Consider the following 21,040-nt stretch of genomic DNA (forward strand, 5'->3'; position numbering starts at 1 on the left):
CGCTCAATGATTCTTGGGAATTCTTCGACAGGATTCATAGTAGAAAATTTTATTGGTACGTAGATACCGCAAGTTAATTCACTTTCATTCCTGTTGGTGATTCCCGGGAATCATGTAGGTTTTTTCTGAAAGTCTCTCCGGGTGATGCGGTTTCCAACCGCATCGGGAATGTATTGAACAGGAGTTCAGCTTCAACCGGTAGCCAGGCTTCTTATGTAGCAAACCAGCGCTGATGAGAGTCACCCCAAAACTGGCTGTTTTTCACTCCTACTTTTACTAAATTCGGATCTTTTGTCCTACCGGACGGGTTTTCATTTTTGTAGTTCACGAGTCAGAGCGGTCATTTCACGAGTCGGAGCAGGCATTTCACGAGTCAGAGCAGACATTTCACGGGTCTGAGCAGGCATTTCACGGGTCTGAGCAGGCATTTCACGGGGCGGAGCAGGCATTTCACGGGTCAGAGCAGGCATTTCACGAGTCAGAGAAGTCATTTCACGAGTCAGAGCAGACATTTCACGAGGTAAAGTGGTCATTGTTTGAATTGAAGCAGGCATTGCAAACCGAACAGCCCCCAATATTACGCTCCAAAAAACTCTTTATTGAAGTTGACCAGGTAAAGTTCCTTCACCGGGCGGGTAAAAGCGGTGTACAACCAACGCAGGAATTCCTTATTCAACATGTCCTCCACTAAATAGCCCTGATCGATAAACACAGCATCCCACTGTCCCCCCTGCGCTTTGTGGCAGGTAACCGCATAAGCAAACTTAACCTGCAAAGCATTGAAATGCGGGTTCTCGCGAATTTTCTCCCAACGCTTTTTCTTACTGGCAATATCCATGTAATCTTCCGCCACGGCATGAAACAGCTTCTGATTATCGGCACTCGAAAGGCTGGCGGTTTCAATATTTAAGGTATCCAAAAAGATCTTGCAATCGACCTCCAGGTTGTCGTAATCCAGAAACTGCAAACTCACATCTGCAAAACGATAGCCATATAGTTCCTCGTAACGGCGAATCTGCTTAATCTCCACAATATCGCCATTAGCAATAAAATCGAGCCGCTCATCTTCCCCAATCCAATAATAGTTATTCTTCACCACCATCAGCAAATCGCCCACGGTAATCTCCGAATCCTTGTATAAAATAGTAGATCGAATTCCCTGGTTAAATTTGTTCGCCCGTTTGTTCGATCGGGTGATCACCATGGTGTGCTGCTCGCCGTAGCGATCGTAACATTCCGAGATTTTCTCTATCAAATCGCCCCCACCAATGCGGTGGATATCCGGAAAGCCCTCCGCTTCAATCGGGAAGTAATCGCCCCAAAAGTCATCTTCAGCAATCAGCTCGCGAAGCATGGTGGCATTGTGCAATATGCCCGAGTCCAGCTGCTGACGAACCACCTCGGTCAGTTCAATCTCTTCCACTTCGGCTCCGTACATTTCCAGCTCCGAAGCATCGAGCGCCGGACTAATGTCCATCCCCACGGGAGGCAACTGAGCCGTGTCGCCAACCAGAATCAGTTTACAATTCTGGCCCGCGTAAATGTATTCATACAAGTCGTCGAGCAAACGCCCGCTACCAAAAACCGAGGCTTCATAACTGTTGTTGGCAATCATCGAAGCTTCATCGACAATAAAAAAGCAGTTTTTACACATATTCCGATCCAGCGCAAACTTCCCCATCCCGTCCGACGAGGATTTTTGCCGGTAAATCCGTTTATGAATAGTAAAGGCACTTTTACCGGTGTAGGTTGACAGCACTTTGGCGGCCCGCCCGGTAGGTGCCAGCAGCACGGTTGGAATCTTAAACCCATCGAGTGTCTTCACCAATGCGCTGACCATGCTGGTTTTACCGGTTCCGGCATAGCCCTTCAAAAGAAAGATTATGTCTTGCGATTGGGCTGTGATGAATTGTGCCAACTTTTCAGCCAGATGCATTTGTCCATCTGTTGGGGGAAAACCTAAGTTCTCGACCAATTGAGCTTCTATGTGTTTTTTTAACATCACAACGAATTTAAAAGTATTGGTCGAATTGTAATTTAATTTTTTTTATAAATTTGCATGCAAACAAAAACTAATCTTAAATATTCAAAGATGAAGACAGCAATTCAGATTGTACTTATAGCGATCGCCATCCTGCTTGGGTATTTGATTTTCAATAGCGTAAAACGCCCTATTGAATTTGAAAAAGCAAAAAAAGAGAGATATGAAAAAGTCGTTGAACGACTAAAGGATATCAGGAAGGCTGAGCTGGCATACAAAGATGTTCATGGTGAATTTACCGGAAGTTGGGATACCTTGATTGATTTTGTGAAAACAGGAGAACTTCCGTTAGTGAAAAAAATTGGTATGCTTACCGACAGTATGGTCGCTTTAGGTTGGACTGAAGAAACAGCTATCAAAAAGGGAGCAATCATTCGTGATACAATCTTTATTAGCGTACAAGACACCTTGTACGGAAAAACATTTAACGCTGAAAACCTGAAAGTAGTTCCGGGAACAGATCCTGTTGCTGAGTTCCACCTTGGTGCAACAATTATTACAACCGGTTCTGGAATCCAGGTACCTATTTTCGAAGCAAAAGTTCACAACAACACCGTTCTTGACGGTTTGGATCGTCAATTGGTGATCAACCTGAACGACAAAGCACGTACCAATGAAAAATACCCTGGCTTGAAAGTTGGTTCGTTAACTGAAGCCAATAACAACGCCGGTAACTGGGAATAATGATGTATTATGCAACGAATTTCGCTTATTGACGAAACATTCGACATTAATTTTACATTCGAATATAATTTATCCATCCAGCTCAGTCTGGATGGATTTTCTTTTTCTATACTGGACCAAATTCAAAACAAGGTCATCTACCTTTACCACCAGGAGTTGTTCGAGGCCGAGCCCGAGTTTCTGCTCAAGCGCATTAAAGCCATTTACGACGAATCGGATTTGCTGCAACTACCCTTTAAAAAAACACGAATTATAATTGTTGCACCAAACCGGACCACCCTTGTGCCTTCGGTGTTTTTTCAGGAGGAAAACAAGGCCGATTATTTGAAAACAGCCCTGTTGGCCACGGAGAACAGAAGTGTGCAAAGCTCACCAATTCGCGATGCTGGTTATTGTGCTGTGTTCGACCTTCCGCAAATTATCTTCGACTTTTTCCGGGAGAAGCATCCATCAGCAGAACTTCAAAGTAATCTATCGATCGTTTATCCGCAATTTGCCGGCGACCGGAATTTACTCAAAGTAACGATCTATAAGAAGCAGATCGTCATCACTGCCGTTGGCTCGGAGGGACTTCAGTTTCACAACTGCTTTTTTTACGACGGCGAACAAGATATGCTTTATTACATTTTGGGAGCAGTAAAGTACTTAGCATTCGAGCCTGAGAAAATCGTACTCGATGGAATCGTTAATAAACATGAAACGATCTATCACCGGTTGCGGCAATATTTTAAAGAAGTTGAAATTGCGACCAACCCAAGCACGGTTCATTTTAGCTACCTGTTGGAAAAATTGCCTGACGCCCGTTTTATTAATTTATTCAATAGCCTTGCATGAGAATAGTTGGAGGAGAATACAAAGGACGATTATTTAACCCCGGAAAGAGCTTTAAAGCCCGTCCCACAACCGATATGGCCAAAGAGAGCCTATTTAACATTCTTCAGAATCAAGTCGATTTTGAAGCAATCAAAGTGTTGGACTTATTCTCGGGAACAGGCAGTATATCGTTTGAGTTTGCATCCCGCGGTTGTCTCGATATCACCTCGGTGGAGCTCAATTTTCAACATCATCGGTTTATCAAGGATGTGATTGCCAAACTAGGCGAGAAAAACATCAAAGCCATTAAGGCCAATGCTTTTCAATATTGCAGCAAAACCGACCAGTCCTTCGATCTCATTTTCGCCGATCCGCCATACGACCATAAGCAGTTTGCCGAAGTACCCGAACTGGTATTGAATGGAGATCTGTTGAAGCCCAATGGCCTGTTTATCCTGGAGCACGGCAAGAATTACGATTTCTCATCATTGCCCGGCTTTGTTGAGCTAAGAAACTACGGAAGCGTTCATTTTTCGTTCTTCAAAAAATAGTATACGTTAATTTTAGCTTTCAAAAAAGTCATTTTGAAGGCTAATTTACGCTGGACAGCTCTACCATGTCGGCTTTTTCCTATCTTTAACTGATTTAATTTATCAATTAAACAGACAAGCAGAAATGATCAGATGGGGAATCCTCAGTACCGCTAAAATCGGACTAACAAAAGTAATTCCGGCATTACAAAATTCGCGTTTAGGGGAAGTCACGGCGATTAGTTCGCGCGTGGGTGAACAGGCCGAAAAGGCTGCCCGACAGCTGGGAATAGCCAAAGCCTACTCCTCCTACGAGGAGCTACTGTCTGACCCCGATATTGATGCCATTTACAACCCACTGCCCAATCATTTGCACGTAGAATGGACTTTAAAAGCCCTTAGGGCCGGTAAACACGTGCTTTGTGAAAAACCGATCGGAATGAACCGGAGCGAAGCGATCCGACTTGAAGCTGAGAGCCGGAAATTTCCGACACTTAAGGTGATGGAAGCTTTTATGTATCGCTTTCATCCGCAATGGGTAAAAGCAAAACAATTGATTGATGCCGGAACAATCGGACAAGTCAAAACAGTTCAGTCCTTTTTCTCGTACTTCAATGCCGATCCGAATAATATTCGTAATAAACCGGAAGTTGGTGGTGGCGCACTAATGGATATCGGTTGCTACTGCATTTCTTTTCCGCGTTTCTTGTTTGCCGAAGAACCCAGCGCTGTCATGGGCTTTATGGATGTTGATCCGCAAATGAGAACTGATCGCTTAACCTCTGGCATTTTGAAATTCGCTGCAGGCAAATCGTCGAGCTTTACCTGCTCTACCCAACTCTGTCCATTCCAGCAAGTTCATATTCTTGGCGATCAGGGACGAATAACCGTTGAGATTCCGGTAAACGCTCCACCGACCCAAAAATGCAAAATCATACTTATGGTAGCCAACGGCAGAAAGGAAATTGAGTTCGATGCCGTAGACCAATACAGCTTACAGGCCGATGCATTTGCCGAAGCTATTTTAAACAACACGCCGGCACCTACCCCACTAACCGATGCAATAGCCAATATGGCGGTTATTGATGCTATACGGGCAAGCGCCGAGCAAAACACCTGGATTAATATCGAATAGTGCTTCGACCCGGGGGTGTCATGCATGAGTTTTACACTTTTGGCCACAAACACTCATTATGATAATGTAGAACAAAGCGTGTTCACTTTCAACTAAAAACACATTAGGATAAAACCCGAAACGATTACAAACATGAAAAATATCAGCTTTTTTTTGATATATTCATGCGGTCAGAAAAAACCTTTAACGCGCGATTTTGTTTACACAGTTGAATTATATCACCGCAATTAACAGATTTAAAAACCATTTATATGTTTGATCTTGATTTAATCAAAAAAACCTACGGGAATTTCGGCCCCCGTATAGAATTGGCCCGGGAAGTTTTAAAAAAACCATTAACCCTCGCTGAGAAAATTTTGTATGCTCACCTGTATGAGCCCGAGAAAGTGAAAGACTTCAAGCGAGGTGCCGACTATGTCGATTTTGCGCCCGACCGCGTAGCCATGCAGGACGCCACGGCACAAATGGCTTTACTGCAATTTATGAATGCCGGAAAAACAAAAACAGCAGTTCCCTCTACGGTGCACTGCGACCACCTGATCCAGGCAAGTGTGAGCGGCAGAACCGACCTTCAATATGCAATTGAATCAAACAAAGAGGTTTACGACTTCCTGGAATCAGTATCAAACAAGTATGGAATCGGCTTCTGGAAACCGGGAGCCGGAATTATTCATCAGGTTGTGCTGGAAAACTACGCATTTCCGGGAGGCATGATGATCGGAACTGATTCTCACACCGTGAATGCCGGAGGTTTGGGAATGATCGCCATTGGCGTTGGTGGTGCCGATGCTGTGGATGTCATGTCAGGTATGGCGTGGGAATTAAAATTTCCGAAGCTAATCGGTGTTAAGCTCACCGGAAAATTGAGCGGATGGACAGCTCCCAAAGATATCATCCTGAAAGTAGCTGGCCTGTTGACTGTAAAAGGCGGTACCGGCCACATTATTGAATATTTCGGCGAAGGAGCAAAATCATTGTCGGCAACCGGCAAAGGCACCATCTGTAATATGGGGGCTGAAGTTGGTGCTACAACATCAACATTCGGTTACGACGAGTCGATGGAACGCTACCTGCGTGCCACAGAGCGTGCCGAAGTTGCTGAACTGGCCAACAGCATTAAGGAACATCTGACTGCCGACCCGGAAGTTTATGCTGAACCTGAAAAATATTTCGACCAGCTGATTGAAATCAACCTGGACGAACTGGAGCCGCATTTGAACGGGCCATTCACGCCCGACCGCGCCACTCCCATTTCCAAAATGGCCGAAGAAGCCAAGGCCAATGGCTGGCCAACAAAGGTTGAAGTTGGCTTGATTGGTTCATGTACCAACTCATCGTATGAAGATATTTCCAGAGCAGCCTCGCTGGCCCAACAAGCCGTTGATAAGCAGCTGAAAACCAAAGCTCAGTTCACCATTACTCCGGGATCCGAGCTTGTTCGCTACACCATCGAGCGCGATGGCTTCATCAATATTTTCGACAAGATAGGCGCCAGCGTTTTTGCCAATGCTTGCGGCCCCTGTATTGGTCAGTGGAACCGTCCGGGAGCCGATAAAGGTGAAAAGAATACAATCGTACATTCTTTCAACCGGAACTTCTCGAAACGTGCCGACGGAAACCCCAATACCTATGCCTTTGTTGGATCACCCGAATTGGTGACTGCCTTGGCGATTGCCGGTGACTTAACCTTCAATCCGCTCACCGACAAACTGACGAATGAAAAAGGCGAACAGGTGAAACTCGATCCACCCACTGGTCAGGAACTTCCGGGCAAAGGCTTTGCCGTTGAAGATGCAGGCTACCAGGCTCCGGCTGAAGATGGTTCGGGAGTGAATGTGGTTGTTTCGCCCGAGTCGAAACGCTTGCAGCTGCTAAGTGCATTCCAGCCTTGGGACGGGAACAATATTACCGGTGCCAAACTGCTGATTAAAGCCGAAGGAAAATGTACCACCGATCATATTTCGATGGCCGGTCCGTGGTTACGCTTCCGGGGCCACCTGGATAACATCTCCAACAACATGCTGATTGGTGCTGTCAATGCCTTCAATGGCGAGACGAATAAGGTGAAAAGTCAGCTCGATGGTCAATACGACGAAGTACCCAAAGTACAACGAGCATATAAAGCTTCTGGTATTCCAACCCTTGTTGTGGGCGATCAAAACTACGGCGAAGGCTCTTCGCGCGAGCACGCGGCCATGGAGCCCCGCCACCTGGGAGTAAAAGCTGTTCTAGTGAAGTCCTTTGCCCGCATTCACGAAACAAACCTGAAAAAACAGGGGATGCTGGCCTTAACATTTGCCAACGAGGCCGATTATGAAAAAATCAAAGAGGACGACACCTTCAATTTCCTTGATCTGGTAAACTTTGCCCCTGGCAAACCATTGAAAATTGAACTGGTACATGCCGATGGATCCAAAGACCAAATTTTGGTTAACCATACTTACAACGAACAGCAAATTCAGTGGTTTAAAGCAGGTTCAGCACTAAACCTGATCGCGCAACAAAATCAATAACAAAGAAGAAAAACGCACTCGTCAATGAGCAAAATAAAAGTTACTAATCCGGTTGTTGAACTGGACGGAGACGAAATGACCCGCGTAATATGGTCATTCATAAAAGAAAAGCTAATCTTCCCCTACCTCGATCTGGATATTAAATACTACGATCTGGGCATGGAAAACCGCGATGCGACCGATGATCAGGTCACCGTTGATGCAGCCAATGCCATCAAAAAATATGGAGTCGGTGTTAAGTGTGCAACAATTACTCCGGACGAAGCCCGGGTCGACGAATTTGGATTGAAGAAGATGTGGAAGTCGCCCAACGGAACCATCCGCAACATCCTGGATGGCACCGTATTTCGCGAACCAATTATTATAAGTAATATACCTCGATTGGTTCCCGGATGGAAAAAGCCGATCTGCATTGGCCGTCATGCATTTGGCGACCAATACCGGGCAACCGATTTTGTAACCAAAGGAAAAGGAAAACTTACCATCACCTTCACTCCCGAAGACGGAAGCGAAGCACAAAGCTTCGAAGTTTACGACTTCCAGGGAGACGGGGTGGCCATGGCCATGTACAACACCGATGCATCAATCATCGGTTTTGCCCGTGCCTGCATGAACCAGGCTCTGGATAAAGGCTGGCCCTTGTATATGTCGACTAAAAACACCATCCTGAAAAAGTACGACGGTCGCTTTAAAGACCTTTTCCAAAAAGTGTACGAAGAAGAGTTTAAAAACAAGTTTGAAGCTGCCGGAATCACTTACGAACATCGTTTGATTGACGACATGGTGGCAGCAGCCATGAAATGGGAAGGTGGCTTTGTTTGGGCTTGTAAAAACTACGACGGCGACGTTCAGTCCGATACGGTTGCTCAAGGCTTCGGCTCTCTGGGATTGATGACTTCAACCCTGATTACTCCGGATGGCAAAACCATGGAGGCTGAAGCAGCACACGGTACAGTAACCCGCCATTACCGCCAACACCAGCAAGGCAACCCAACATCGACCAATCCAATTGCATCAATTTTTGCCTGGACACGAGGCTTGGCTTTCCGCGGTAAACTGGACAACAACCAATCCTTAATTGATTTTGCCAAAAACCTGGAGGACGTTTGCATCGAAACGGTTGAAAGTGGTAAAATGACCAAAGACCTGGCGCTGATTATCCACGAAAAAGATCTGAAGCCGGAGCATTATCTGACAACCGAACAATTTTTGAGTGCAATCGATCAAAACTTACGACAAAAACTTTCTGCAAATTAATATGGGAGAAGCAATTACAAGAAAAAACGGAACCTTGGTTGTTCCCAACAATCCGATAATTCCTTTTATTGAAGGTGATGGCATTGGTAAAGACATTTCCAGCCCGACTCATCAGGTGATTGATGCCGCTGTTGAAAAAGCTTATGGTGGCAAACGTAAAATAGAATGGCAAGAGGTGTTGGCCGGGAAAAAAGCTTTCGAGCAAACAGGAACTTACCTGCCGGATGAAACAATGGAGGTTTTTAAAAAATACCTGGTCGGTATTAAAGGACCCCTGGAAACTCCCGTAGGTGGCGGAATACGCTCGCTAAATGTAGCCCTGCGGCAGACCCTCGACCTGTACGTGTGTCTTCGTCCGGTGCGCTGGTTTAAAGGTGTGCCCTCGCCGGTACGCTACCCCTCGATGGTTGACATGCATATTTTCCGGGAAAACACCGAAGATATTTACGCCGGAATTGAATTTATGGCCGGCGAAGAGAAAACGCAAAAGTTCCTGGAGTTCCTCCAAAACGAAATGGGCATAAAAAGCCAGATTCGTTTTCCGGAATCTTCATCCTTCGGTGTAAAACCGGTTTCCAAAGACGGTTCGGAGCGTTTGATCCGGGCAGCCATCCAGTATGCAATCGATCGCAAATTGCCCTCGGTAACCCTGGTTCACAAAGGCAACATCATGAAATTTACAGAAGGGGCCTTTAAAAACTATGGTTACGATTTAGCGGAAAGCGAATTTGGCAATCAGGTATTCACCTGGCGTCAATACCAAAAAATTGAGCAGGGCAAGGGACAGCTCGATGCTAAGAAAGCCCTGGATCAGGCAAAATCGGCAGGAAAGGTAATTATCAAAGATGTCATTACCGATGCCTTTTTGCAGGAGAGTTTATTACATCCCTTCGACCATTCGGTAATTGCAACACTGAATTTGAACGGAGACTATGTTTCTGACCAACTGGCAGCAATGGTGGGCGGCATCGGAATATCACCCGGTGCAAACATCAACTACGATACCGGCTTTGCCATATTTGAAGCTACCCACGGGACAGCCCCCAATATTGCAGGAACCGGCAAAGCGAATCCCAGCTCCTTGTTACTCTCCGGCGTAATGATGCTGGAATATATGGGCTGGACTGAGGCTGCCGAGCATGTACTCGATGCCATGGAACACTCGTTTGCTAAACGCCGTGTTACCTCCGATTTGCACGCAATGATGGAAGGAGCAACGCTGCTCTCGACAACCGAGTTCACGGAAGAGGTAATCAGAAACATACATTAAACTAATCTTTTAACTAATTAAATCATGGAATACATTAAGAATAGGTTTTATGAAAAAACCAGTAAGTGCATTTCGGAATACCAAAAGTTGAGAAAAGAACATGGCGACAAAGTTCTTACCGAAGTAACGATTGGGCAAGTTTTAACCGGAATGAAAGGAATTCCGGCTTTAATTACTGACACCTCAAAACTTGATGCCAACGAAGGGATCCGGTTCAGAGGTTTCTCCATACCGGAACTTCGGAAGCAATTGCCGCGCCTCAACCCCGAAGGTGAACCGCTGCCTGAAGGGCTTTTTTACCTCATGCTTGTCGGTGAAATCCCCGAAGAGGAAGATGTTATTAATATCTCGAAAGATTGGGCCACCAGAGCACACGTCCCGCAACATGTATTTGATGTGATTGACGCCATGCCCAAAACTGCGCGGCCAATGACACAGTTCAGCGCCGCCATCGTTGCAATGGCCACGGAGTCTGTATTCCAGAAAGCCTACCGCTCCGGTATTCACAAAAAGTACTACTGGGACTTTATGTACGACGATGTGATGAACCTGATTGCGCGTTTACCGCGCATTGCAGCTTATATCTATCGCCGGGTTTATTTTAAGGACAAACATATTGAGCCGGATCCCCGTCTGGACTGGGCCGGTAACCTGGCGCACATGATGGGACACGATTCCGACGAAGTGAAACGTCTGATGCGCTTGTACATGATGATACATGCCGACCACGAGGGGGGCAATGTATCGGCACATACAACCCACCTGGTGGGCTCGGCACTAAGTAACCCCTACTATGCTCTGGGTGCTGGAATGCTGGGCCTGGCCGGTCCGTTGCACGGCTACGCCAACCAGGATGTAATCAACTGGATTTTCGAGATGCTGGAGGATTTGAACACCAACGAACCAACAAAAGAGCAAATTGAAGGTTATGTGCAGCGTACGCTTCAGGCCGGACGAGTAGTTCCCGGATACGGCCATGCCGTGTTGCGCGTGACCGACCCGCGCTTTACCGCACAGAAAGAATTTGCCGACAAATACATCAAAGAGGACAAGTTGGTCAATATCGTCAACACGTTGTATGAAGTTGTACCGCCAATCCTCGGATCTGTTGGAAAAATCAGCAATCCATGGCCCAATGTTGATGCTTACTCAGGCGCCCTGCTTTACCACTACGGAATAAAAGAACACCCGTTCTATACCGTATTGTTCGGCGTATCCCGCTCAATGGGCGTACTCGCTTCACTCATTATGGATCGGCTGTACGGTCTGCCAATCGAACGTCCATCATCGTATCCACTCGAATGGTTCAAAGAGCAGGCTAACACGAAATAACAGCAAATTCAAACCAGTCAGATACAAAGGTCGACTACAGCGTAGTTGGCCTTTTTTTTCGCTGAGCGCAAACAAATGCAGCCATCGTTGTTAATAACCTAGTCGATATAAGGCTTTAATACACCCCATAACACTGACTGTCTGTTAATTTCAACTTATCAACAATTGTTAAATTCTGTTGTGAATAATGTGTTCACTTTTATCTATCGGCCAAAGAGCATCTTTTTCGGCAATGCTTACGTAAAAGAATTCATCAGGTAAGCGATAAAAGGCCGCTCCGACAGATGAGGATGAGAGGAAGCTTTTAGTTAAGCCGTAATCGATTCGAACAAGATGATGAACTTGCCGTCTGAAAGAGCCGAAGTTTGATGAAACAAGAAGAAATTCAAGGACTAGTCAATCAAGCTGATCGCCAGGCGTTCAATTTAAGTTTGACCAAAACCAGAAACTTCCGGTTCATTTATTTACAAAGGAAGTTGCAGTAGGAAGAAATTCCCTGGACTGCGTTTGAGAAATGCACGGTATCGAAAGACACCACACTCATTAATTTCTGTGAGGACTTCGTTTGCGAAGGCTTTGTTTCGAAGCCGAACAAACATCCGGAAGGTTAGGCTGTAGCAAGCTTAACCCGAAAGACAAGGGCACGGGAGCCGAACTTCGGTGAAGCTCGATGCCAGCCGCAATAACAGTAGCCTGACACCGAAACAGCTTTAAGCTGCGAAAGTGAATGGGAGCTATTCATCATGAGTAACTCCCATTGCGTTTTTATAGACCTCAGTTCAGTGAGCCGATTGTATCAACTTCCATTTATCCCCCCAAAGACTCCACTTTCTTGTTAACCCACTCCAATATTTGATGCAACATCGCCGTAATTGGTATTTTCAGAATGTCGCCCTCCCCGCCCCCAAAAGTGAATATCTCGTACAGTCGACACCCCGAAAATGCCCTCCATTCAAACTGAGCTTTCAACGCCTGCGGCAGTGCCAATCGGCGATTTACGACTTTTTCAGAAAAGCAAAACGCAACATTTTTGTGAAAACAACGCCATTTTATCCGACAAAAATGTAGGAACCACACTTCTCAACACATCACAAACAAATACAGATCAACCAACTATAGCTTTTGGCATTGTTTTTATGAAACTACTAAACATGACAAGACCATTTTATGTTACCGGCTCGCTCGAAATATATAAAAACGGCGAGTGCTTTTTAGATAGCAGACGGATTGCCTTGTTGAAGCTCGTTAAAGAGACAGGATCGATAAACTCGGCTTCGAAACAGTTGAAGATGTCGTACCAGCAAGCTTGGCATTACATCAAATCGATGAATGAACTTTCTCCGCTTCCGGTCATCGTGAAACAGCGGGGAGGTTCAAATGGCGGTGGAACTATTGTAACCCGCTACGGGGAACATGTCATCAGCGAGTTTGAGGCTCTGGCCGTGAAGCATGCAATCTTTAAAAACGAGCTCGAGGAGTCGTTGTGGCTATGTAAGTTTTAATAAGTTGAAGTCAAGCGAATTGACTTTTTATTTCGAACCCGTTATTCACTCAAATGAACAATGAATATCGTCCAAACAGATCAACAAACATTCAAACAGCATCGCTGTAAGGCAGATGGATAAGCTGCTCATACCGATGGATTGCGTTTTTTTTGCCCATCGTTATTCACCAAATAGATATCGAAATACAAACAACCAAAATCAGATTACCATGAAAAAATCAGTTCGCAATTTAATTGGAATTACAGTAGCTTTCCTGTCAGTCAACACCCCTGTGACATCGAAAGCTCAAGAGGCCAAAAACGAAACATTTGGTTTCGCCAAATTCCAAAAGGAAAAAGCTTTCACCCCCATTGTTGGCATCGAAAGCTGGTTTACCTACTCCATGAACGAAGTTAAAAACGACGTGGAGTATGCCAACCGCCCCGATGCCTCCTTCCGCCGACTGCGTTTTGGTGCAAAAGGCACACCTTACAGTTGGCTCAGTTATGAAATTGAGTTTAACATGGATCGCCTCGGAGAGGATTCTTACGCCTCAACAAAGGGATCATATAATGGCTTTGATATCTGGAAAGCTTTTATTTCGGCTAGGCTTTCCAATGATGATTTACTCCACCTGCAAGCCGGATATTATTGGGCTGCCATCTCGTTGGACTATATGGCCAGCCCCTGGTCGGTATCCTCTTTCGACAAAACCCGGTCCGACTGGCACCTGCGTAACTTCATGACCGGCAGAGGAAGTGGCATTGAAAGCGGTGTTGGCCTAGGCGGTTTGAAAAACTTCAACGGATTCGGGATCAACTACCAAATAGGAGCCTTCTCCCCGGCTGCATATAATGGCCCGGAACATGCCAATCCCTTGTTCACCGGTCGGGTGATGTTTTCGGTTGGCGATCCGGAACAGAAAAGCTACAAAATCCGCCATGCCGGAAACCACTGGAATGCCCGGAATGGCGTAACTATTGGGCTTGGGGGAGCTACAATGGGCAAAGCAGACAATAGTAGCGGAACAGCCTATAACAATTCAAAAGCTTACGGAGCCGATATTTCAGCCACAACTGGAGGTTTAAAGGTAGAAGGTGAATACTATAAAATGCAACGTGAAGCAAGCGGAATGAATGACTATGAAGGTACCGAATGGTTTGTACGTTGCGGATACAACATTTTGGTGAAAGGAACTTTTGTTGAACCAACTTTCACCTACGACAGCTATAAAGGTGAAGGCGAAAAAGCACTTTATAAGTATATTGGTGACGATAAGTCCTTCGACCTGGGTGTAAACTGGTACCTCAACAAGGACAAATTGAAATTATCGCTTCACTATGTCAATCAAAAAGGATCATGCTCGTCAAATGTTGGCGACTACCTGGGAATGGCATTGCAAGTAAGGCTATAGTTGATTATTCATAAATTAGAAACTCAAAATTCAACCCAATATGAAAACGAAATTAATTACCCGGATGGCAATCTGGAGCCTGCTTTTTGCAACAATCGTGCTGAGCTCGTGCAGTGGACGCTCGAAAAAAGCAAGCAGCGAAGCCCCTGCCAAAATCACGGTGTTTGCTGCTGCCAGCCTCACCAATGTACTGAGCGAGTTGATCGATTCGTTCGAAATAGCCGAAAATGTCAAAGTAATCACCAATATGGCATCGAGCGGGACCTTGGCGCGCCAGATTGAGCAAGGCGGAACACCCGAAGTCTTCATCTCGGCCAGTAAAAAGTGGGCCGACTATGTCGATAGTCTGGGCTTCATTCAACAGCCGCTCAAAGATAAAATTGCACAGAACGACCTGGTTTTTGTTGCCCCTAAAGAAAGCGAGCTGGAAACCTTTACGGTAGACAGTACATTGGACGTAGCGTCGATGTTGAAAGACGGACGACTTTCGATAGGAAATCCGGCGCACGTTCCCGCCGGCAAATATGCCAAACAAGCGCTATTGTATTACGGCTGGTACGACCAGCTTGCCGACAGGTATCTCCCGGCCAAAGATGTGCGCTCGGCTTTGATGGTTGTTGAAATGGGTGAAGCACCACTTGGAATTGTGTACCGCACCGATGCCGAAGAATCAAGCAAGGTGCGGATTGTTGGAACGTTTCCGGATCATTCGCACAAACCAATCGTTTATATCGCTTGTGTATTAAAAGATAATGACCGTTCAAAAGCCTTTTACAAGTACATCAAATCCGAGGCTAGTGCCCCCATCTGGGCGAAGTACGGTTTCAACCAATAACGAATCTTTTTTTCTTCCATAACGAAGGTTCTACCTGTTTGCTTATAAAACGTAAGATTAGTTGATTCCGGCTAATCACCGGCTTAATACTAATTTTACGTTTTTGGCTTTCACTTTCGAAATTCCTCAAAAGCAAGCGATAAATCTTATCTTGAAAAACAAACAACAGTCCAATGAGCATATTCAGTTTCACCGCTTCCGAACTGGAAGCCATCAAACTATCGGTAGGGGTTGCGGTCTACTCGTCCGTGATCTCCTTGCCCTTTGCGCTTTTTATTGGGTATTACCTGGCACGCAAACAGTTTCCGGGCAAGGCCCTCGTTGAAAGCATCATCCACCTCCCGCTGGTAATGCCTCCGGTTACAACCGGTTATCTGTTGCTTTTGATCCTGGGCACCCGCGGTTTTATTGGACAATGGCTGTACGCAGCTTTTGGCCTAAAACTGGCCTTCACTTTCGAGGCTGCCGTTATTGCTTCGGTCTTTGTCTCCTTTCCGCTGATTGTTCGCTCCATCCGCACGGCTATTGAAATGGTTGACCCGGGGTTGGAAGATGCCTCGCGCATTTTGGGAGCCGGACGCCTGAAGACCTTTTTCCGAATTACCGTTCCGCTGGCTGCTCCGGGCATTGTCTCCGGAACAATTTTAGCCTTTGCCCGCTCCCTGGGCGAGTTTGGTGCCACCATCACCTTTGCCGGAAATATTGCCGGCGAAACGCAAACACTACCCTTGGCTGTTTTTGCCTATATGCAAGTGCCGGGTAAGGAAATGGAAACGCTTCGCCTGGTGCTGATCTCCGTACTGATTTCACTGGTAGCCATGGCTCTTTCCGAATTATACATCCGTAAAATGAAACACGCATGATCCAGGTCGACATTCAACTCAAACGCGATAATTTCGATGTTGTCGTACAGGAAACCTTCGGCACAGGCATCACTGGTATCTTTGGCCCCAGCGGTTCGGGCAAAACATCCCTCTTAAATGCCATTTGCGGATTAGCAAAGCCCGAGCGGGGATCCATCTGCATCAGCGGAAAGAAAGTCTTCAGCATCGAGGAGAAGATTAACATCCCCGTGCAACAGCGCCGCATCGGCTATGTATTTCAGGAAGGGCGCCTCTTCCCGCACCTAAGCGTTGAGAAGAACCTTCGCTACGGCATGAAAGCCCCCGATGGCAACGGCATGTTCAACAAAGTGGTGGAACTGCTAAAACTCGGACATATCCTGCAAAGTAAGCCGGCTAAGATATCGGGGGGCGAACGGCAGCGAACAGCCATCGGTCGCGCATTGCTTTCGTCGCCCGAATTGCTGCTGCTCGACGAACCATTTTCGGCTCTGGATGTAAGCCTTCGGCAACAAATTTTGCCCTTTATTCTGAAGATTCAGCAAACCATCAGGATACCCATTTTAGTGGTCAGCCACGACATTTCCGACCTACTCAAACTAACCAACCGCCTGTGCCTGCTTAAACAGGGGCGGGTAATCGGCCACGACGACTATCATGTACTGCTGCGTCGGCCTGAACTTCAAACATCGTTCAGCAGCCATAGCCTGATTAATGCCGTCACCATGACCGTTGCCCGGGTTGACGAGGAAAGTGGTATTACCACCCTCAGCTATGGCGAAAAAGAAAACTGGATTAAGGTGGTGTGCGAAAAAAGTCGTTTGACCTACCGCAAGGGAGACCAGATTAAGATTTTTATCTCGAGTGACGACATTGCGCTATCGGCACGCCGGCTGCCTTATGTAACCATTCAAAATCAACTGGAAGGGGTGATTCAGGATGTGATTGAACGCGGCAATATCCGAATCTGTATCGTTAATGTTGGCTTTCCGCTGTTGGTTGAAATTACCGCCGAATCGTTGAAGCGAATGGACATCGGCATTGGCTACCCCGTGTGGTGTCTGTTTAAATCGGTCGCGATTGATGTAGCAGGATAGTGGAAAAATCCCAAACTCTGAAATTCCAAATTCCAAAGCGTTGCACTGAACAGGACATCAAAGCTTTTTGATCATTCTTGAAATTTGAGTTTTGGATTTTGGAATTTGGATTTTGGGCTTTGGATTTTGGGCTTTGGGCTTTGGAATTTGGAATTTGAAATTTGAATCTTGAAGTTTTAAAACTCAATGGTCAGTTGTACCGGGCCCGATTCTTCGTGGGGAAAGTTCGACAGAGTGAGGCCCAACAAACGAACGCCCTTCACATACGGCGCTTCGTTAGCCAGCAGCTCATCGGCCATGGCATGAATAGCTTCCTTGGTGCGATACAAATCCAGCTGAGTGCGGCTACGGGTGATCTGCTCAAAGTCGGCAAACTTGATTTTCAGCGTCAACGTGCGGCCAAAGATTTGCGCGCGCTGCAAACGCCGCCACAGTTCATCTTCAATCTTCACTAACTGTTCGCGCAGCTCATCCAGTTCAATATAGTCGGTTGCAAAGGTATTCTCGGCCCCCAGCGATTTCCGTTCGCGCGACGAGATCACCGGCCGATCATCAATTCCCCGAACAATTTTATAGTAGTAAGCCCCCGCCTTTCCAAACTGCCGGATCAGCTCGGCCTGTTCCAGCTTCTTCAAATCCGAGCCTTTATAAATGCCTTGCTTATTCAGTTTTTCAGCGGTCTTCTTTCCAATCCCGAAAAACTTACCGATTTCCAGTTGTTCCAGAAAAGCCTCGGCCCGATCGGGCGTAATCACAAACAAGCCATCGGGCTTCTTCACATCCGATGCCACCTTGGCCAGGAACTTACAGTACGACACACCAGCCGAGGCCGTCAAGCCGGTAACTTCCTTAATCCGGGCTTTAATCTCGCGGGCAATCAGCGTAGCCGAAGGTTTGCCCTTTTTGGCGTGGGTAACATCCAGGAAAGCCTCATCGAGCGAAAGTGGTTCTACCAAGTCGGTATATTCAAAAAAGATCTCCCGAATTTGCTGACTCACCGTTTTGTATTGGTCGAAATGAGGCCGCACAAAAATCAGATGCGGGCATTTACGCTTGGCCAACACCGACGACATGGCCGAACGAACCCCATATTTACGGGCTTCGTAGCTGGCCGCAGCAATCACCCCCCGCTCGCGGTCGCCACCAACAACCACCGGTTTCCCTTGCAACAGCGGGTTATCGCGCTGCTCCACCGATGCGAAAAAAGCATCCATATCAACATGTATAATCTTTCGAAGCTCGGGCTGCATGCCGCAAAAATAGTATTTCGGAACAAAAAGAAAGCCCCGATCTACCGCACATTTGCAAACAAGAAGCACCACGATACTGAAGGCAGCGCCTATTTCCAGAAAAGGTGCAGCGCACCGGTAATATTTATAGCCACAGCACCGCACGCAAATAATGAGGTGCAGAGCACCGATAACCTGCCGCCATCTGCCCCCCTTGATGATTAACGGTGCGCTGCACCTCTACACATACACCACATTCCTAGCTATAAATATCTTCGCAGCGCTGCTGCTCTCAATGATTCGGTTTGATGGAGCGAAATATAACCATGAGGTGCGGAGCACCGCTAATATTTATAGCCTGGATACCATACACATCCCTAAACCGCTAGGTGCAGCGCACCGAAAATATTTGTAGCTTTACAACACCATATTGAAACCACGAGGTGCAGCGCACCGATAATAGAGATATATACAGAGCGGATACGTCCAATCTGTGCTCGAAGGCAAATGTTACCGGCATTTGCCTTTTGTATTTTACCCCATTGGCGCCGTAACGGGGCACAAGCCAATTCGACCAACCTTCTGCGTAAAAAAATAGCTACAAATATTCTAGCAGTAGCCATAAATATCTTCGCAGCGCTGCTGCTCTCAATGATTCGGTTTGATGGAGCGAAACATAGCCACAGGTGCAGCGCACCGCCAATATTTATAGCCACAGCACCGCACACAAACCATGAGGTGCAGCGCACCGATAAAATTTATAGCATAGATACCGCACACATCCCTACCCCCTAGGTGCAGCGCACCGGTAACACCTGTAGCCTGTCAACACCCGCACATTAATCCATTTTCAAAATAAAGGTATATTTGCAAGAAGCTTTCAAGCGTTTGCAGCGGGGGACAATCCTTCGGCATCCCCTTCGAGATCACAAGATCCTTAACCGGACTTCGCGGACACGCTTGACTGCTTAACGTTTGAGAGAGTAGAGAACTCCCTGCGGGTTGGGTTAATGCGTCAGCAACCTGGGTTCGAGTGCGCTATCTACTGGGTACGCCACTTTCAAACGTTTACAAAAATGAAACACCGGGGAGCTTAACAACAGCGGTTAATGCTTTTGCAACCGCTGTTAAGACCGGATGGCTGCGGCTTATGGCGCTTCCAGGTGTTTCTGTTTACTGCACAGCAATACAGCCTCCAATGGCTTCGTCTCCGCTAAGCAGCCTGAAATCACCCAATAAATCCGCAACGACTCCATATAGTAATCATATAAAAAAGCCCGTTCATACAACGAAAGTGCACTTTCGTCACGAATTTTCATTCATTCATATAAAAGATGTGTTTTGTTTATCATTATCTTGCCATACAAAGCCTACCGCGAAATGCAAAAACACCCCTTCCCCCTGCACCGGCAACACCATCAGGTGCAGCGCACCGCACATATTTATAGTCTGAGCACCGCACACAAACCAACCAGGTGCAGAGCACCGGTCATATTTATAGCCACAGAACCGAACGCAAACCATGAGGTGCAGAGCACCGATAAGATTTATAGCATAAATACCGCACAAACCACTAAACCATCAGGTGCAGAGCACCGGTAACCTGCCGCCATCTGTTCCCCTTGATGATTAACGGTGCGCTGCACCTCAACGCATACACCACATCCCTAGCTATAAATATCTTCGCAGTTGCTATAAATATTCTCGCAGCGCTGCTGCTCTTGCTGGTTGGCTTTGATGGAGCAAAACGTAGGTGCAGAGCACCGAAAACATTTATAACATGGATACCACACACATCCCTAAACCGCTAGGTGCAGCGCACCGAAAATATTTGTAGCTTTATAGAACAATCGTGAGACCACAGGTGCAGCGCACCGGTAACATCTGTAGCTCGCAGATAACGTTTAAAATAATCTCAACATGGCCAATACCTACGCACAAGCCTATTTTCACCTGGTGTTTTCGCCCAAAAACCGGGATGCCCTGATTGGCAAAACCTGGGCTGCTGATCTGGAGAGATACATGACCGGCATCATACAAAACAACAATCATAAATTACTGGCAATTCGCGCCATGCACGACCATATTCATATTTTCATTGGATATAACCTGAACCAACTCATCCCCGATTTGGTGGAAAGCATTAAAACCTCGAGTAACGCGTGGATAAAATACAACCACTTGTCGAAATGTAAATTTGATTGGCAGAAAGGCTACGGGGCATTTACACATTCGCATTCACAACTGGACGCAGTCGTGAACTATGTGCTAAACCAGGACAAACACCACCAGAAGAAATCGTTTAAGGAGGAATATTTAGAAATCCTGCATAAAAACGACATCAAATTTAACGACAACTATTTGTTTGATTTTTTTGATGATTAACGGTGCGCTGCACCTCTACACCCACAACGATTGGCTACAAATATTCTCGCAGTAGCTATAAATATCTTCGCAGCGCTGCTGCTCTGTAATCAGCAACTTTGAAGTGTCAACTTTTCGCAATTGAAAAGTACCAGTTATGGAAGAAAAAAACCTTCATCTTAAAGGTGACAAAACCGATA

General features: G+C 46.3%; 16 protein-coding genes. 14 read left to right on the forward strand and 2 right to left on the reverse strand.

All coding sequences use genetic code 11. From position 1 onward, the window contains the following. Nucleotides 1–577 precede the first annotated feature (577 nt). A complete protein-coding gene (locus tag C8N47_RS17980; RefSeq protein ID WP_107823962.1) occupies nt 578–2,002 on the reverse strand; it encodes an ATP-dependent DNA helicase in 1,425 nt (474 codons plus the stop codon). A gap of 90 nt (nt 2,003–2,092) precedes the next feature. Between C8N47_RS17980 and C8N47_RS17985 the strand changes: the two genes are divergently transcribed. The 13 genes from C8N47_RS17985 (at nt 2,093) to modC (ending at nt 17,247) form a co-directional block, all read left to right on the forward strand. Further along, nucleotides 2,093–2,725 carry a hypothetical protein gene (locus C8N47_RS17985; RefSeq protein WP_107823978.1) on the forward strand — a complete coding sequence of 211 codons (633 nt, stop codon included), beginning with the start codon at nt 2,093–2,095 and terminating at the stop codon, nt 2,723–2,725. A gap of 9 nt (nt 2,726–2,734) precedes the next feature. Continuing rightward, the gene (locus C8N47_RS17990; RefSeq protein ID WP_107823963.1) at nt 2,735–3,559 is read left to right on the forward strand and encodes a DUF3822 family protein; all 825 of its coding nucleotides are present in this window, start codon (nt 2,735–2,737) and stop codon (nt 3,557–3,559) included. Then, nucleotides 3,556–4,089 carry an RsmD family RNA methyltransferase gene (locus C8N47_RS17995; RefSeq protein ID WP_107823964.1) on the forward strand — a complete coding sequence of 178 codons (534 nt, stop codon included), beginning with the start codon at nt 3,556–3,558 and terminating at the stop codon, nt 4,087–4,089. The genes C8N47_RS17990 and C8N47_RS17995 overlap by 4 nt, the downstream gene beginning before the upstream one ends. A 124-nt stretch (nt 4,090–4,213) precedes the next feature. Then, on the forward strand, nt 4,214–5,203 hold the full coding sequence (locus C8N47_RS18000) for a Gfo/Idh/MocA family protein (RefSeq protein WP_107823965.1): 990 nt from the start codon (nt 4,214–4,216) through the stop codon (nt 5,201–5,203). A 251-nt stretch (nt 5,204–5,454) separates the two neighbouring features. Further along, entirely contained in the window at nt 5,455–7,716 is a 2,262-nt protein-coding gene (locus tag C8N47_RS18005; RefSeq protein WP_107823966.1) for an aconitate hydratase, read from the forward strand. Between the two features lie 24 nt (nt 7,717–7,740). After that, complete coding sequence (locus C8N47_RS18010; protein WP_107823967.1) at nt 7,741–8,973, forward strand: isocitrate dehydrogenase (NADP(+)); 1,233 nt, start codon at nt 7,741–7,743, stop codon at nt 8,971–8,973. Next, complete coding sequence (gene icd / locus C8N47_RS18015) at nt 8,930–10,243, forward strand: NADP-dependent isocitrate dehydrogenase (RefSeq protein WP_211316207.1); 1,314 nt, start codon at nt 8,930–8,932, stop codon at nt 10,241–10,243. The genes C8N47_RS18010 and icd overlap by 44 nt, the downstream gene beginning before the upstream one ends. Nucleotides 10,244–10,267: 24 nt before the next feature. Continuing rightward, the gene (locus C8N47_RS18020) at nt 10,268–11,575 is read left to right on the forward strand and encodes a citrate (Si)-synthase (protein WP_107823968.1); all 1,308 of its coding nucleotides are present in this window, start codon (nt 10,268–10,270) and stop codon (nt 11,573–11,575) included. 1,151 nt (nt 11,576–12,726) lie between these two features. Beyond that, nucleotides 12,727–13,077 (forward strand): winged helix-turn-helix domain-containing protein, encoded by a 351-nt coding sequence (locus C8N47_RS18825; protein ID WP_170111443.1) that lies wholly within the window; start codon nt 12,727–12,729, stop codon nt 13,075–13,077. Between the two features lie 211 nt (nt 13,078–13,288). Beyond that, nucleotides 13,289–14,473: a porin gene (locus tag C8N47_RS18030; RefSeq protein WP_170111444.1), complete on the forward strand. Its 1,185-nt coding sequence runs from the start codon at nt 13,289–13,291 to the stop codon at nt 14,471–14,473. 40 nt (nt 14,474–14,513) lie between these two features. Next, the gene (gene modA / locus C8N47_RS18035; RefSeq protein ID WP_107823971.1) at nt 14,514–15,308 is read left to right on the forward strand and encodes a molybdate ABC transporter substrate-binding protein; all 795 of its coding nucleotides are present in this window, start codon (nt 14,514–14,516) and stop codon (nt 15,306–15,308) included. Nucleotides 15,309–15,481: 173 nt separating this feature from the next. Continuing rightward, entirely contained in the window at nt 15,482–16,171 is a 690-nt protein-coding gene (gene modB, locus C8N47_RS18040; RefSeq protein WP_107823972.1) for a molybdate ABC transporter permease subunit, read from the forward strand. Continuing rightward, a complete protein-coding gene (gene modC / locus C8N47_RS18045; protein ID WP_107823973.1) occupies nt 16,168–17,247 on the forward strand; it encodes a molybdenum ABC transporter ATP-binding protein in 1,080 nt (359 codons plus the stop codon). Before modB ends, modC begins: the two co-directional genes overlap by 4 nt. Before the next feature lie 176 nt (nt 17,248–17,423). On the opposite strand, the gene dinB is transcribed toward modC, so the two are convergent. Further along, complete coding sequence (dinB, locus tag C8N47_RS18050) at nt 17,424–18,497, reverse strand: DNA polymerase IV (protein ID WP_107823974.1); 1,074 nt, start codon at nt 18,495–18,497, stop codon at nt 17,424–17,426. A gap of 1,899 nt (nt 18,498–20,396) precedes the next feature. On the opposite strand from dinB, the gene tnpA reads away from it, so the two are divergent. After that, nucleotides 20,397–20,861, forward strand: coding sequence for an IS200/IS605 family transposase (tnpA, locus tag C8N47_RS18060; protein WP_107823976.1), 465 nt, complete (start codon nt 20,397–20,399; stop codon nt 20,859–20,861). Nucleotides 20,862–21,040: the final 179 nt, after the last annotated feature.

The sequence above is a fragment of the Mangrovibacterium marinum genome (assembly GCF_003046625.1).
In the GTDB taxonomy this organism is placed as follows: Bacteria; Bacteroidota; Bacteroidia; order Bacteroidales; family Prolixibacteraceae; genus Mangrovibacterium; species Mangrovibacterium marinum.

Bases quoted from the DNA above. Each gene is read 5' to 3' on its own strand.
- C8N47_RS18010 (WP_107823967.1), top strand. From the start codon at position 7,741: ATGAGCAAAATAAAAGTTACTAATCCGGTTGTTGAACTGGACGGAGAC.
- C8N47_RS17990 (WP_107823963.1), top strand. From the start codon at position 2,735: ATGCAACGAATTTCGCTTATTGACGAAACATTCGACATTAATTTTACA.
- C8N47_RS18005 (WP_107823966.1), top strand. From the start codon at position 5,455: ATGTTTGATCTTGATTTAATCAAAAAAACCTACGGGAATTTCGGCCCC.
- C8N47_RS18825 (WP_170111443.1), top strand. From the start codon at position 12,727: ATGACAAGACCATTTTATGTTACCGGCTCGCTCGAAATATATAAAAAC.
- modA (WP_107823971.1), top strand. From the start codon at position 14,514: ATGAAAACGAAATTAATTACCCGGATGGCAATCTGGAGCCTGCTTTTT.
- C8N47_RS17985 (WP_107823978.1), top strand. From the start codon at position 2,093: ATGAAGACAGCAATTCAGATTGTACTTATAGCGATCGCCATCCTGCTT.
- modB (WP_107823972.1), top strand. From the start codon at position 15,482: ATGAGCATATTCAGTTTCACCGCTTCCGAACTGGAAGCCATCAAACTA.
- C8N47_RS18030 (WP_170111444.1), top strand. From the start codon at position 13,289: ATGAAAAAATCAGTTCGCAATTTAATTGGAATTACAGTAGCTTTCCTG.
- C8N47_RS18020 (WP_107823968.1), top strand. From the start codon at position 10,268: ATGGAATACATTAAGAATAGGTTTTATGAAAAAACCAGTAAGTGCATT.
- tnpA (WP_107823976.1), top strand. From the start codon at position 20,397: ATGGCCAATACCTACGCACAAGCCTATTTTCACCTGGTGTTTTCGCCC.
- dinB (WP_107823974.1), bottom strand. From the start codon at position 18,497: ATGCAGCCCGAGCTTCGAAAGATTATACATGTTGATATGGATGCTTTT.
- modC (WP_107823973.1), top strand. From the start codon at position 16,168: ATGATCCAGGTCGACATTCAACTCAAACGCGATAATTTCGATGTTGTC.
- C8N47_RS18000 (WP_107823965.1), top strand. From the start codon at position 4,214: ATGATCAGATGGGGAATCCTCAGTACCGCTAAAATCGGACTAACAAAA.
- C8N47_RS17995 (WP_107823964.1), top strand. From the start codon at position 3,556: ATGAGAATAGTTGGAGGAGAATACAAAGGACGATTATTTAACCCCGGA.
- C8N47_RS17980 (WP_107823962.1), bottom strand. From the start codon at position 2,002: ATGTTAAAAAAACACATAGAAGCTCAATTGGTCGAGAACTTAGGTTTT.